This window comes from Streptomyces sp. NPDC056600 (genome assembly GCF_042792855.1).
GTDB lineage: Bacteria > Actinomycetota > Actinomycetes > Streptomycetales > Streptomycetaceae > Streptomyces.
Map to the genome: position 1 here is coordinate 45,742 of NZ_JBHTVQ010000049.1, position 12,671 is coordinate 58,412.

Here is a 12,671-nt window from a genome sequence, read left to right on the forward strand (position 1 = left end):
GGCCGATGGGACCGCGGGAGCGGACCCACGGGGGACACGGGGGAGAGCGGTGGGCGTTCGCTTCGGCGGGCGCCCACCGCTCGTGTGCCCCCACCGGTACCGCCGCTGCTACCGCTGCCTCTCGTCCTCCTCGTTCACCGTGAACCCGATGACCGAGCCGCCGCCGTCGCGGCGGAAGGCGAAGGGGGCGCCGTCGTGGGAGGCGGAGACCTCGCGGACGATGGCGAGGCCCAGGCCGGAGCCGGGGAGGCTGCGGGCGGCGGGGGTGCGGTAGAAGCGGTCGAAGACGCGGCCGAGGTCGGCGGGGGCGATGCCCGGGCCGCGGTCGAGGACCTCGACGCGGACGTGGGCGGCGCCCTCGGGGCGGGTGACCCGGACGTCGATGGGGGCGGTGCCCTCCTGGTCGAACTTGGCGGCGTTCTCCACCAGGCTGGAGATGGCCCGCTGGAGGGCGGAGGGGCGGCCGTCGACGGTGGTGTCGCCGGCCACGGCGACCCGGACGTCGCGTCCGGTGCGGCGGCGGGCGTGCACCGCGACGTCCTCGGCGAGGTCCGCGAGGTCCACCGGGCGGACCGGTTCGGTGTCCGACTGGCCGGCCGCGAGGTCGACCAGCTCGTTGACCAGGTCGGTCAGCTCGCGGGACTCGGTGGCCAGGTCCTCCACCAGCTCCTCGCGGACCCGCGGCGGGAGCTCGTCGATCCGGCCGAGCATGGAGATGTTGGTGCGCAGCGAGGTCAGCGGGGTGCGCAGTTCGTGGCCGGCGTCCTGGACGAGGCGGCGCTGGTCCTCCTCGGACTGGGCGAGCCGGTCGAGCATGCGGTCGAAGGCGCGCCCGAGGCGGCCCACCTCGCCGGCGCCGGTGACGGGCACCTGGATGGACAGCCGCCGGGTGCGGGCCACCGCCTCGGCGGCGTCGGTCAGGGCGACCAGGCGGCGGGTGATGCGGTGGGCGAGCCACCAGCCGAACAGGCCCGCGGCGAAGACGACGGCGACGATCTGCCAGGCGGTGCGGCGCTGCAGTTCGCGCAGCAGGTCCTCGGTGTCGCTGAACTCGTGGGCGACCTGGACCGCGCCGCGTCCGCCGCCGAGCGAGACGGTGGCGATGCGGTACATGTCGTGGCCCGCCTCGATGTCGGCGTGCTCGACGCTGTGTCCGGCGGCCTGCCGGAGGGCGGTGCGCCGGTCGTCGTCGGTGACCGGCAGGGCAGGGCGGCCGGGGTCGTCGACGGAGCCGTCCGGGCCGAGGACCTGCACGACGGTGCGGCTGGGGCGGACGATGTCGTGGCCGGGGACGTGCGAGGAGAAGTCCTCGGGCGTCATGCGGCGCTGCCGCACCTCGGCCCGCAGGTCGCCGACCACCTCGGCGAATATCGTCTGCTGGTCGATGCGGACCATCCGGGCGGCCGCGTTGTAGGAGAGCAGGCCGACCACCACGGTGACGGCGGCGGCGACGGCCGCGAAGGAGACGGCGAAGCCGGTCCGCAGCGAGGCCAGCCGGCCCAGACGCGCGCGCATCCGCTCAGCCCTCCCGCAGCACGTACCCGACGCCCCGCACGGTGTGGATCAGCTGCGGGGCGCCCGGCTCGTCGAGCTTGCGTCGCAGGTAGCCGACGTAGACGGCGAGGTTCTTGGAGCCGGGGCCGAAGTCGTAGCCCCAGATGCGGTCGTAGATGGTGGTGTGGTCGAGGACGACGCCCGCGTGCCGCAGCAGGAGTTCCAGCAGGTCGAACTCGGTGCGGGTGAGTTCGATCTCGCGTGCGCCGCGCCAGACGCGGCGGGCCGAGGGATCCATCCGCAGTCCGGCCGCGGTCAGGGTCCGGGGGTCCTGGGCGGAGTCCGCCGGGCGCGGGGCGGGCGCGTGGACGGGTTCCTTGCCGGCCCGGCGGAGCAGGGCGCGCAGGCGGGCGAAGACCTCGTCGACCTCGAACGGCTTGGGCACGTAGTCGTCGGCGCCGGCGTCCAGGCCGGCGATCCGGTCGGCGGTCTCGACCAGCGCGGTGAGCATCAGGATGGGGGTGCGGTCGCCGCGGGCGCGCAGTTCGCGGCAGACCTGGAGCCCGTCGACGCCGGGCATCATCACGTCCAGCACCAGCACGTCGGGGGCGGTGGCGGCGGCCTGCTCCAGCGCGGCGGCGCCGTCCGCGACGGCGGTGACCTCGTAGCCCTCCAGGGTGAGGGCACGGGCCAGGGCGTTGCGGATGGCGCGGTCGTCCTCGGCGAGCAGCACGGTGTGGGGCACGGGCCCAGTGTGTCATTCCTGTGCCCGGCCCCTTCGGGCCGCGGCGGCCCGCCCGGCGCGGGTGGTGGGCCGGGCGGGGCCGGGACGGGGTCAGGAGGGGCGGCGCAGTGCCTGGAGGGCCTGTTCGAAGGGGACGGTCTCCAGGTCGCCGACCCGCACGACGTCGCTCTCGTCCTCCTGGGCGGCCCGGGCGGCGGGCAGCCGGCCGGGGCCGGTCATCAGCGAGGCCAGTTGCCCGGCCGCGCGGGTGATCCGCTCCTGCAGGCCCTCGGCGCCCCAGTCCTCCGAGGCCGCGTAGACGCCGGTGGGCACGACCACGGCGCGCAGGTAGGAGAAGAGCGGCCGCAGGGCGTGGTCCAGGACCAGGGAGTGGCGGGCCGATCCGCCGGTGGCGGCGATCAGCACGGGCTTGCCGTCGAGGGCGTCCTGGTCGAGGACGTCGAAGAAGGCCTTGAAGAGCCCGCTGTAGGAGGCGGAGAAGACCGGGGTGACGACGACCAGTCCGTCGGCGGCCGCCACCGCCTCCTGGGCGGCGGCGAGCTCGCGGCCGGCGAAGCCGTTGGTGAAGTTGTGCGCGATCTCCACGGCGAGGTCGCGCAGCTCGACCACCGTGACCTCGGCGCCGGTGCGGTCGGCGGTGGCCTGTGCCAGGCGGTCGGCCAGCAGACGGGTGGACGACGGGACGCTCAGGCCCGCCGAGACGACGACCAGCTTCATCGTGCGGCCTCCTTCTCGGGTGCGGTGACGGCGGTGGTGGCGGGGGCGGCGGTGGCGGGGGCGGTGGCCTCCGCGGCGGCGCGCTCCCGGGCCCGGTCGACCCGCGCGGCGTGGCTCGGGGCGTCCGGCACGTCGGCCGGGCGTCCCTTGGCGAACTCCTCGCGGAGCACCGGGACGACCTCCTCGCCGAGGATGTCGAGCTGCTCGAGGACGGTCTTCAGCGGCAGGCCGGCGTGGTCCATCAGGAACAGCTGGCGCTGGTAGTCGCCGGCCACCTCGCGGAAGGACAGCGTGCGCTCGATGACCTGCTGCGGGGAGCCGACGGTCAGCGGGGTGTCCCGGGTGAAGTCCTCCAGCGACGGGCCGTGGCCGTAGACCGGGGCGTTGTCGAAGTAGGGGCGGAACTCGCGGACCGCGTCCTGGGAGTTCTTCCGCATGAACACCTGGCCGCCGAGCCCGACGATGGCCTGCTCGGGGCGGCCGTGCCCGTAGTGGGCGTAGCGGGTGCGGTAGAACTCGACCATCCGGCGGGTGTGGTCGGCGGGCCAGAAGATGTTGTTGTGGAAGAAGCCGTCGCCGTAGTACGCGGCCTGCTCGGCGATCTCGGGGGACCGGATCGAGCCGTGCCAGACGAACGGCGGCACGCCGTCCAGGGGGCGGGGCGTGGAGGTGAAGCCCTGCAGCGGGGTGCGGAACTTCCCTTCCCAGTTCACCACGTCCTCGCGCCACAGGCGGTGGAGCAGGGCGTAGTTCTCGATCGCGAGGTTGATGCCCTCGCGGATGTCCTGGCCGAACCAGGGGTAGACCGGGCCGGTGTTGCCGCGCCCCATCATCAGGTCCATCCGGCCGTCCGCGAGGTGCTGGAGCATCGCGTAGTCCTCGGCGATCTTCACCGGGTCGTTGGTGGTGATCAGCGTCGTCGAGGTGGACAGGGTGAGCCGCTCGGTGCGCGCCGCGATGAAGCCCAGCATCGTGGTGGGGGAGGACGGCACGAACGGGGGGTTGTGGTGCTCGCCGGTGGCGAAGACGTCGAGGCCGACCTCCTCCGCCTTGAGGGCGATGGCGACCATGGCCTTGATCCGCTCACGCTCGGTCGGCGTGCGGCCGGTGGTGGGGTCGGCCGTCACGTCGCCGACCGAGAAGATCCCGAACTCCATGGTCATGGTCGCTCACTCCAATGTTGTTGATTGTTGAACTATATCCGACAACGAGGAGGGTGCGACGGGTATTCCTGGGCGGTCGGAGGCGGTCGGAGGCGGTCGGAGGCGGACCGGAGGCGGACCGGGGGTGTCCGGCGGCGGACGGGCTGCGGCGGGCGTGACAGGGTGGCCCGATGGGGATCGTGAGGTCCGCGGCGCTCTTCGTGCTGGCCGCGGTGTTGGAGATCGGCGGCGCGTGGCTCGTCTGGCAGGGCTTCCGCGAGAGCCGCGGCTGGGCGTGGATCGGCGCCGGGGTCCTGGCGCTGGGGGCGTACGGGTTCGTCGCGACGTTCCAGCCGGACGGGGAGTTCGGGCGGGTGCTGGCCGCGTACGGCGGGGTCTTCGTCGCGGGGTCCCTCGCGTGGGGGGCGATCGCCGACGGTTACCGCCCCGACCGCTGGGACGTCACCGGCGCCCTCGTCTGCCTCGCGGGCATGGCCCTCATCATGTACGCGCCCCGCGGCCGCTGATCTCGCCCGCTGATCTCGCCTGCGGTCGCCGGCCTCCGTCGCGGGGGAGGCCGGCGGTGGTCGGTACCCGCGCGGCGGCGTGGGCGGTCCCGTCGCCGGGGCCACGGGCCGAGGCGGGGCCGCGAGCAGGGCCGTCACGTAATGGGACGGCTTACCGCCGGGGCGGGGGGCGTGCCTATTCTGGCGGCGTCCTGGAAACGCATTCGAACGGGAGCGCCGCGCCGACATGACCGCCGCCTACACCGCCACCCCCACCCCCGCCTCCCGCATCGCCGTCGTCACCGGCGCGAGCAGCGGCATCGGCGCCGCCACCGCGCGGCAGCTGGCGGCGGCCGGGTACCGCGTGGTGCTGACCGCCCGCCGCAAGGACCGCATCGAGGCGCTCGCGGAGGAGATCGAGGCGGCGGGCCACTCCGCCACCGCGTACGCCCTCGACGTCACCGACCGCGCCGCCGTCGACGAGTTCGCCACCGCGTTCAAGACCATCGGCGTGCTGGTGAACAACGCCGGCGGCGCCCTCGGCTCGGACCCGGTGGCCACCGGCGACCCGCAGGAGTGGCGCACGATGTACGAGACGAACGTCATCGGCACCCTCAACGTCACCCAGGCCCTGCTGCCCGCGCTGACCGCGAGCGGCGACGGCACGGTGGTCGTGGTGTCCTCCACCGCGGGGCTCAGCACCTACGAGGGCGGCGCCGGCTACGTGGCCGCCAAGCACGCCGAGCACGTGCTCGCGGAGACCCTGCGGCTGGAGATCGTCGGCACCCCGGTGCGGGTGATCGAGGTCGCGCCCGGCATGGTCAAGACCGAGGAGTTCGCCCTGACCCGCTTCCACGGGGACCAGGAGAAGGCGGCCAAGGTCTACCAGGGCGTGGCCGAGCCGCTGACCGCGGACGACGTCGCGGACACCATCGCCTGGGCGGTCACCCGCCCCAGCCACGTCAACGTCGACCTGCTCGTCCTGCGCCCCCGCGCCCAGGCCTCCAACACCAAGGTGCACCGCGAACTGTGACCACCGCGGCCACGCGGTGACCCGGACCGGACCGGGGTCACGCCGCGTAGCCGGCCACGGCGGCCTCCCGGCGCCCGTCCACACCCTGTGGACGGGCGCCGCCGCGTCGCGCCGACGCCGTGGCGACCGCACCGCCGAACGAGGGGGTCGTGACTCTCCGTGGCGTTTCGCTGCCCGGTGTGAGTGGCGGATGTTCCTACGATCTTCCCAGCTGCTCAACATCTGATGATCCATCCGATGAGCTGCAGGGGCGGGGATCCAGCGAACGTCAGCGCAACCGATTCCGGAAGTCACCTCCATGGCAGATACGAACAGTCGTCCGCGGACCCGCCGGACCGTTCTCGGCGCCGCGGGAGTGCTGGTCCTGGCCGCTCTCAACGCCCCCGCCGTCTACGATTTCGCCTCCCGGACCTACCACGCCCATCTGATCGAACAGACGTCGTACAAGGCCGATCACGGTCACTGGCAGATCGTCGACGTCCCGGAGCGGTTCCGGATCAACACGATCCACGCCGCGCTGCTGAGCACCGGCAAGGTGCTGCTGATCGCCGGGTCCGGCAACAACGCCAAGATGTTCGACGCCAAGTCCTTCCGCACCGTGGTGTGGAACCCGGTCCGCAACACGTTCAAGAACGTGGAGACCCCCAGCGACCTGTTCTGCGCCGGCCACACCCAGCTGCCCGGCGGCAACCTGCTGGTGGCGGGGGGCACCCAGCGGTACGAGACGCTGCAGGGCGACGTCGAACGGGCCGGCGGCCTGATGATCGTCTACAACGAGAACCCCGACAAGCCGAAGACGCTGCCCGAGGGCACCCTCTTCACCGGCAAGGAGAGCGGGAAGACCTTCGCCTCCCGGGCGAGCCTGGTGGTGCCGCGCGCGAAGAAGGAGATCGACCCCGGCACCGGGAAGGCCACCGTCACCGCCTCCTCGGCGCGGGTCTACGTGGAGGCGACCCAGGACGGTCCGCGGCACCAGACCGGCTCGCAGGACCAGTACCGGATCAAGGGGCTGAAGGGCGCCGAGAAGCGCAACGTCTACGGGATCGCGCAGAAGCTCTCCTTCGACAAGAAGGACTTCCAGGGGATCAAGGAGGCCTACGAGTTCGACCCGGTCGCCGAGAGGTACATCAAGGTCGACCCGATGCACGAGGCCCGCTGGTACCCCACCCTGACCACGCTGGAGGACGGAAAGGTCCTCTCCGTCTCCGGGCTGGACGAGATCGGGCAGGTGGTCCCGGGCAAGAACGAGGTCTACGACCCGAAGAAGAAGGACTGGGAGTTCGTCCCCAGGTCACGCTTCTTCCCGACCTACCCGGCGCTCTTCCTGGCCCAGGGCGGGAAGATCTTCTACACCGGGTCGAACGCCGGGTACGGGCCCGCCGACAAGGGGCGCGAGCCCGGCCTGTGGGACCTGAAGAGCGGCGCCTTCACCGAGGTGCCCGGGCTCGAGGACCCGAAGCTGCTGGAGACCTCGATGTCGGTGCTGCTGCCGCCGGCGCAGAAGCAGCGCTACATGGTGATCGGCGGCGGAGGCGTGGGCGAGAGCCCGCGGTCCACCGACCGGACCGGACTGGTGGACCTGAAGGCGAAGGAGCCCGCCTTCGTCTCTGGGCCCGACCTGTACGCGCAGGCCCGCTACCCGTCCGCGGTGATCCTCCCCGACGACACCGTCCTGGTCACCAACGGCTCCGGCGACTACCGCGGCAAGGGCGACAGCAACGTGCTCAGGGCGGCGGTCTACGACCCGGCGAGCAACCGGTTCCGCGAGGCGGCGGAGCCGCTGGTGGGGCGGAACTACCACTCCGGGGGCCTGCTGCTGCCGGACGGCCGGGTGATGACCTTCGGCTCCGACTCGCTCTTCTCCGACAAGGCCGACTCCAAGCCGGCCGTCTTCGACCAGCGCATCGAGATCTGGACCCCGCCCTACCTGCACCAGGGCGGCCAGCGCCCGCGGCTGCGGGAGGGCGAGGACTCCCGCCGGACGGTCGAGCTCGGCGCGTCGACCACCTACGCCAGCCCGGACGCCGCGCGGATCGAGAAGATGCGGCTGATCCGCCCGGGCGCGTTCACCCACGTCACCAACGTGGAACAGCGGTCGGTGGCGGTGCAGTTCACCAAGCAGCGGGGCCGGGTGAAGGTCACGCTGCCCGACGATCCGTCGCTGGTGCCGCCCGGCTGGTACATGCTCACCGCGGTCGACGGGCGGGGAGTGCCGTCGGAGGCGGTGTGGGTGAAGGTGCCGGTGTCCGACGACGCCACGTCGCTGAAGACCACCGAGGAGCCGCCCGCACCCGCGCTCTAGGCGGCCGGCGGCGCCCCGTCCGGGGCGCTCGCCACGCCGCGCATCCACCTCGCCGGGACCGAAGTCCCTGGTCGGCCGGGACCTGGGGCCCTCCGACCAGGGACTTTCGCTGTCCGGCGACGGGTCCCAGGGCCCTGGGGCGTGGCCCCCGCCCGGGCCAGCATGAGCGGTGGCAGGCCGGGAAGGCCGTCAGCCGTCCTCCTCCCCCGTAGGACCGGACCGCTCTCCCGGCCCGCCCGACGTATCAGCGCTTCGGGAGGACGACCCGGTGGACACCGCACAGCCGATGGAGACGGACGAACGGAAGGCCGTCACCGGACCACCTCCTCCCGGCCCCGCCTCCGGCACCGATCCCGGCCTCGCCGGCCCCGGGGCCCGGCGGGCCAACTGGGTCGACTGGCTGACCACCACCGACCACAAGAAGATCGGCACGATGTACCTGGTCAGCGCCTTCGTCTTCTTCGGCGTCGGCGGCGTCCTGGCCCTGCTGATGCGCGCCGAACTGGCCCGCCCCGGGACGCAGATCCTCTCCAACGAGCAGTTCAACCAGGCGTTCACCATGCACGGCTCGATCATGCTGCTGATGTTCGCCATGCCGCTGTTCACCGGCTTCGCGAACTGGATGATGCCGCTGCAGATAGGCGCGCCGGACGTGGCGTTCCCGCGGCTGAACATGCTGTCCTTCTGGCTGTTCCTGTTCGGCTCGCTGATCGCCGCGTTCGGCTTCCTGACCCCGCAGGGCGCGGCCAGCTTCGGCTGGTTCCTCTACGCGCCGCTGTCCTCGGAGCTCTACTCGCCGGGCATCGGCTCCGACCTGTGGATCATGGGCGTCGCCCTCTCCGGCTTCGGCTCCATCCTCGGCGCCGTCAACTTCATCACCACGATCATCTGCATGCGCGCCCCCGGCATGACCATGTTCCGGATGCCGATCTTCACCTGGAACGTGCTGCTGACCGGCGTGCTGATCCTGCTGGTCTTCCCGGTGCTGGCCGCCGCGCTCTTCGCCCTGGAGATGGACCGGAAGTTCGGCTCGCACATCTTCGACGCGGCCAACGGCGGGGCGCTGCTGTGGCAGCACCTTTTCTGGTTCTTCGGCCATCCCGAGGTGTACGTCCTGGCGCTGCCGTTCTTCGGAATCGTCTCCGAGGTCATCCCGGTCTTCTCCCGCAAGCCGATGTTCGGCTACATGGGCCTGGTGGGCGCCACCGTCGCCATCGCCGGCCTCTCCGTCACCGTGTGGGCGCACCACATGTACGTCACCGGCGGGGTGCTGCTGCCCTTCTTCGCCTTCATGACGATGCTGATCGCGGTGCCCACGGGCGTGAAGTTCTTCAACTGGGTCGGCACCATGTGGCGCGGTTCGCTGTCCTTCGAGACGCCGATGCTGTGGGCGGCCGGGTTCCTGGTGACCTTCCTGTTCGGCGGGCTCACCGGCGTCATCCTGGCCTCGCCGGTCCTGGACTTCCACGTCTCCGACTCGTACTTCGTGGTCGCGCACTTCCACTACACGCTCTTCGGCACGGTGGTGTACGCGATGTTCGCCGGATTCCACTTCTGGTGGCCCAAGTTCACCGGCAAGATGCTCGACGAGCGGCTCGGCAAGGTCACCTTCTGGACGCTGACCGCCGGCTTCAACCTGACCTTCCTGGTGCAGCACTGGCTGGGCGCCGAGGGCATGCCGCGCCGGTACGCCGACTACCTGGCCGCCGACGGCTTCACCGCGCTCAACACCCTCTCCACCATCGGGTCGTTCCTGCTCGGACTGTCGGTGCTGCCCTTCCTCTACAACGTGTGGAAGACGGCGAAGTACGGCAAGCCGGTCGGCGTGGACGACCCGTGGGGCTGGGGCCGCTCGCTGGAGTGGGCCACCTCCTGCCCGCCGCCGCGCCACAACTTCGAGCGGCTGCCCCGGATCCGCTCGGAGTCCCCGGCCTTCGACCTGCACCACCCGGGCATCGGCGACCGCGAGGTCGAGACGGTGAAAGCTGAGACGGTGAAGACCGGGACGGTGAAGTGAGATGGGTGTCCTCGCCCTGGGGTTCGCCGTCGTCGCCCTCGCCGGATACGTCTGGTACGTGCCCGCCCTGCTGGAGCTGAAGGTCGGCCCGGCGGACCGGCCGCCCTCCCGCCGCAGCTCGGCCGCCGCCTGCCTGGTGGCGTGGACCACGGTGGCCCTGACCGCCGTGCTCCTCCCCGCCGACGGCGTGGGATCGCTGGCGCTGTGCGCGGCGGGCGCGGCGGTCACCGTCGCCCTGCGGCTCAGGGCCCTGGTGCTCTCCCGGCGCGAGACCCGGGAGGCGGCGGGGGTGTGGGCGGAACTGCACCGGTGAAGGCCGGGCCGGAGGGGCGGCCGGCGACCCCCGGGGACCGCGGGTGCGGGCAGGTGAGGTGAGGTATCCCTGTATCCCTCCGTCCTGCCGTACAACCTTGTCCGGGGCAAACGGGTCACACACCGCGAAACCCTTGGCCATGCCCGAGCTCCCGACCGGGTGGCCGCCCTCCTGACCTGCGAGAGGTTCCCATGAGAGTTCGCCGTGCCCTGGCCGTCGCGGCGGCCACCGCCGTCGTCGCACCGCTGACCCTGCTGTCGGCTCCGGCGGCGTTCGCCGAGGACCCGATACCGGCCGCCTCGCAGAGCCGGTCGGCGGGCGGGACCCCGGAGACCGGCGGTGCGGCGACCACGGAACCCGCCGCGGGAGGCGACGCCACCGACGCCGGGACGCCCGCCGCGGGCGCCGGGACGTCGCCGGAGACCCCCGCCGCGCCCGCCGCCCCGGGCGAGGACGAGCTCACCGGCAAGGTCGAGGACCTGGCCGGGGGCGAAGGCGAGGAGGAGGGCGAGGGCGAGGAGTACCCGCTCTGCGAGAAGCGGGGGATCGACAAGGGCCTGAGCACCAAGATCACCGGCCTGCCCGCCGCCTACGTCGCCGGCTCCGGCTGGGAGGAGTTCCGGTACACCGTCACCAACCGGACGGGCAAGGAGCTGGACCGGGTCTGGTTCGACGTGTCGATCGAGCTGGGTGCGGCCGAGGTCGAGTACCTCGACGAGGGCGGCTGGACGGACGAGTTCCGCTGGGAGGGCGACACCGCCAGCTTCGGCGGCTACGCGGAGGACGTCGCCGCGGGTGAGGCCCTGGTCTCCGACCTCCGCGTCCGCGTACGGGCGGGCGTCCAGTCCGACGAGTCGTTCGTCGTGGGCGGCGCCCTGTACCAGGGCGCGGACGACACCTGCTTCCACAACGGCGACACCTACGAGTTCGTCGTCCTGCCCGCCGGGACGAGCACCCCCTCGCAGACGCCCTCGCCGTCCGTCTCGCCCAGCGTGACGCCGTCCGCGTCGCACAGCGCCACGAGCGCGTCGCCGCAGGGCGGCGGGCAGACCACCGGCAACCTCGCCGCCACCGGCAGCGACCGGGCCCTCGGGCTGGTGGGGGCCGCGGGCGCCGCCGCCGTCGTGCTCGGCGGCGGCGCGGTGCTGGTCACGCGGCGCAGGAACGCGGGCGCGCGGCTCTGAGTACAACCCTCGCGGGGGCGAGCGGGTCACCTGGTCCGAACGCAGGTCACGCCGACGGCACGTCGGCGTGACCGTCCCGCTGACCCGCGAGGTTCCATGCGAGTTCGCCGTGTCCTGGCCGTCGCGGCGGCCACGGCCGTCGTCGCGCCGCTGACCCTGCTGACGGCGCCGGCGGCGTTCGCCGGCGATCCCGCGCCGTCCCCGCCCTCCCCGCCCTCCCCGCTGTCCTCGGCCTCGTGGACGCAGGGGCAGGACGCGACGGCGGACCCCGGTGACGGGACTGGAGACGCCACCGCGGCGCCGGGCGACTCCCCGGTCCCGGTCCCTGCCCCCGTCCCTGCCCCCGTCCCCGCCCCCGCCTCGGAGCCGCCGGCCACCGGCGACGGGCAGCCGGAGCAGGGGACGCCCGGGGCCGGGGAGGGCCGGTCGGGGGAGACCCGCAAGGAGGCGGCCGGCGACCTGCCCGACCACGCCCTCTGCGACCGCAGCGAGGTCGACGAAGGGCTCCGGACGAAGGTCACCGGTCTGCCCCGGCGGATCGAGGCCGGGTCCGGCTGGGACGCGTTCCGGTTCACCGTCACCAACGACACCGGCAAGGACCTGGACCGGCTGTGGCTCGACCTGGCCGTCACCTACCAGGAGAACCCGGAGCTGCTGGCGGAGGGCCTGGCCGAGATCCAGTACCGGCACGACGGCCGGTGGTCGGACGACGAGTACCACCGCTGGCCGGGGAGCACCGGCAGCTACAGCGACGACCTCAGGGACGTCCCGGCCGGCGCCACCTTCACCGCCGACCTGCGGATCCGGATCCGCGAGGACGCCCCGGCCGGAGCGTCGTGGGCCTACACCGACGTCGTGTACGACGAGGACATGACCTGCTACCGCGGCAGCAACGGCCTCCACGCGTTCACCGTCGTGGCGGCCGACGCCGATCCGCCGCGCTCCCCGAGGCCGGCTCCCTCGCGCAGCGGCCGCCCGACCCCGTCCGGCCTGAGCGGACACGACGGCGAGGGTGGTGATGCCGCCGACGAAGGGATGCGCTCGCAGCGCGGCCCGGGCACCACATCGGGCTCCGGCGGCCTCGCCGTCACGGGCGCCGGTGACGCCCTCCTGCCGGTGGCGACCGCGGGCGCCGCGGCCGGCGCAATCGGTGCGGCCGGGGTTTTCGCCGTCCGCCGCCACAGGGCGTCTGTCCGCACCTGATGTGTCCGGTGGGCT

General features: G+C 72.9%; 11 protein-coding genes. 7 read left to right on the forward strand and 4 right to left on the reverse strand.

Features of this window, described 5'->3' with window-relative positions; all coding sequences use genetic code 11:
* Positions 1–108: 108 nt before the first annotated feature.
* The 4 genes from ACFRAV_RS22990 to ACFRAV_RS23005 all read right to left on the reverse strand — a co-directional run bounded on the left by ACFRAV_RS22990 (position 109) and on the right by ACFRAV_RS23005 (position 4,113).
* Positions 109–1,515 (reverse strand): ATP-binding protein, encoded by a 1,407-nt coding sequence (locus ACFRAV_RS22990; RefSeq protein ID WP_382558142.1) that lies wholly within the window; start codon positions 1,513–1,515, stop codon positions 109–111.
* Between the two features lie 4 nt (positions 1,516–1,519).
* Positions 1,520–2,239 carry a response regulator transcription factor gene (locus ACFRAV_RS22995; RefSeq protein WP_382558143.1) on the reverse strand — a complete coding sequence of 240 codons (720 nt, stop codon included), beginning with the start codon at positions 2,237–2,239 and terminating at the stop codon, positions 1,520–1,522.
* Positions 2,240–2,329: 90 nt separating this feature from the next.
* Positions 2,330–2,956 carry an FMN reductase gene (locus ACFRAV_RS23000; RefSeq protein ID WP_382558144.1) on the reverse strand — a complete coding sequence of 209 codons (627 nt, stop codon included), beginning with the start codon at positions 2,954–2,956 and terminating at the stop codon, positions 2,330–2,332.
* A complete protein-coding gene (locus tag ACFRAV_RS23005; RefSeq protein ID WP_382558152.1) occupies positions 2,953–4,113 on the reverse strand; it encodes an LLM class flavin-dependent oxidoreductase in 1,161 nt (386 codons plus the stop codon). The genes ACFRAV_RS23000 and ACFRAV_RS23005 overlap by 4 nt, the downstream gene beginning before the upstream one ends.
* Before the next feature lie 176 nt (positions 4,114–4,289).
* Here ACFRAV_RS23005 and ACFRAV_RS23010 point away from each other — a divergent pair, with 176 nt between their 5' ends.
* From ACFRAV_RS23010 to ACFRAV_RS23040, 7 genes are all read left to right on the forward strand, one after another.
* Positions 4,290–4,625 carry a YnfA family protein gene (locus ACFRAV_RS23010; RefSeq protein ID WP_382558145.1) on the forward strand — a complete coding sequence of 112 codons (336 nt, stop codon included), beginning with the start codon at positions 4,290–4,292 and terminating at the stop codon, positions 4,623–4,625.
* 226 nt (positions 4,626–4,851) lie between these two features.
* Positions 4,852–5,637 carry an SDR family NAD(P)-dependent oxidoreductase gene (locus ACFRAV_RS23015; protein WP_382558146.1) on the forward strand — a complete coding sequence of 262 codons (786 nt, stop codon included), beginning with the start codon at positions 4,852–4,854 and terminating at the stop codon, positions 5,635–5,637.
* 298 nt (positions 5,638–5,935) lie between these two features.
* Positions 5,936–7,939 carry a galactose oxidase-like domain-containing protein gene (locus tag ACFRAV_RS23020; RefSeq protein WP_382558147.1) on the forward strand — a complete coding sequence of 668 codons (2,004 nt, stop codon included), beginning with the start codon at positions 5,936–5,938 and terminating at the stop codon, positions 7,937–7,939.
* Between the two features lie 286 nt (positions 7,940–8,225).
* Complete coding sequence (gene ctaD, locus ACFRAV_RS23025) at positions 8,226–9,956, forward strand: cytochrome c oxidase subunit I (RefSeq protein ID WP_382558153.1); 1,731 nt, start codon at positions 8,226–8,228, stop codon at positions 9,954–9,956.
* 1 nt (position 9,957) lies between these two features.
* The gene (locus ACFRAV_RS23030) at positions 9,958–10,269 is read left to right on the forward strand and encodes a hypothetical protein (RefSeq protein ID WP_382558148.1); all 312 of its coding nucleotides are present in this window, start codon (positions 9,958–9,960) and stop codon (positions 10,267–10,269) included.
* Between the two features lie 191 nt (positions 10,270–10,460).
* On the forward strand, positions 10,461–11,453 hold the full coding sequence (locus ACFRAV_RS23035; protein WP_382558149.1) for a hypothetical protein: 993 nt from the start codon (positions 10,461–10,463) through the stop codon (positions 11,451–11,453).
* Between the two features lie 96 nt (positions 11,454–11,549).
* Positions 11,550–12,656: a hypothetical protein gene (locus ACFRAV_RS23040; RefSeq protein WP_382558150.1), complete on the forward strand. Its 1,107-nt coding sequence runs from the start codon at positions 11,550–11,552 to the stop codon at positions 12,654–12,656.
* The last annotated feature ends 15 nt before the right edge of the window (positions 12,657–12,671 follow it).

Coding starts and splice junctions, on each gene's coding strand:
- ACFRAV_RS22990 (WP_382558142.1), bottom strand. CDS start 1,515: ATGCGCGCGCGTCTGGGCCGGCTGGCCTCGCTGCGGACCGGCTTCGCC.
- ACFRAV_RS23000 (WP_382558144.1), bottom strand. CDS start 2,956: ATGAAGCTGGTCGTCGTCTCGGCGGGCCTGAGCGTCCCGTCGTCCACC.
- ACFRAV_RS23005 (WP_382558152.1), bottom strand. CDS start 4,113: ATGGAGTTCGGGATCTTCTCGGTCGGCGACGTGACGGCCGACCCCACC.
- ACFRAV_RS23010 (WP_382558145.1), top strand. CDS start 4,290: ATGGGGATCGTGAGGTCCGCGGCGCTCTTCGTGCTGGCCGCGGTGTTG.
- ACFRAV_RS23015 (WP_382558146.1), top strand. CDS start 4,852: ATGACCGCCGCCTACACCGCCACCCCCACCCCCGCCTCCCGCATCGCC.
- ACFRAV_RS23020 (WP_382558147.1), top strand. CDS start 5,936: ATGGCAGATACGAACAGTCGTCCGCGGACCCGCCGGACCGTTCTCGGC.
- ctaD (WP_382558153.1), top strand. CDS start 8,226: ATGGAGACGGACGAACGGAAGGCCGTCACCGGACCACCTCCTCCCGGC.
- ACFRAV_RS23030 (WP_382558148.1), top strand. CDS start 9,958: ATGGGTGTCCTCGCCCTGGGGTTCGCCGTCGTCGCCCTCGCCGGATAC.
- ACFRAV_RS23035 (WP_382558149.1), top strand. CDS start 10,461: ATGAGAGTTCGCCGTGCCCTGGCCGTCGCGGCGGCCACCGCCGTCGTC.
- ACFRAV_RS23040 (WP_382558150.1), top strand. CDS start 11,550: ATGCGAGTTCGCCGTGTCCTGGCCGTCGCGGCGGCCACGGCCGTCGTC.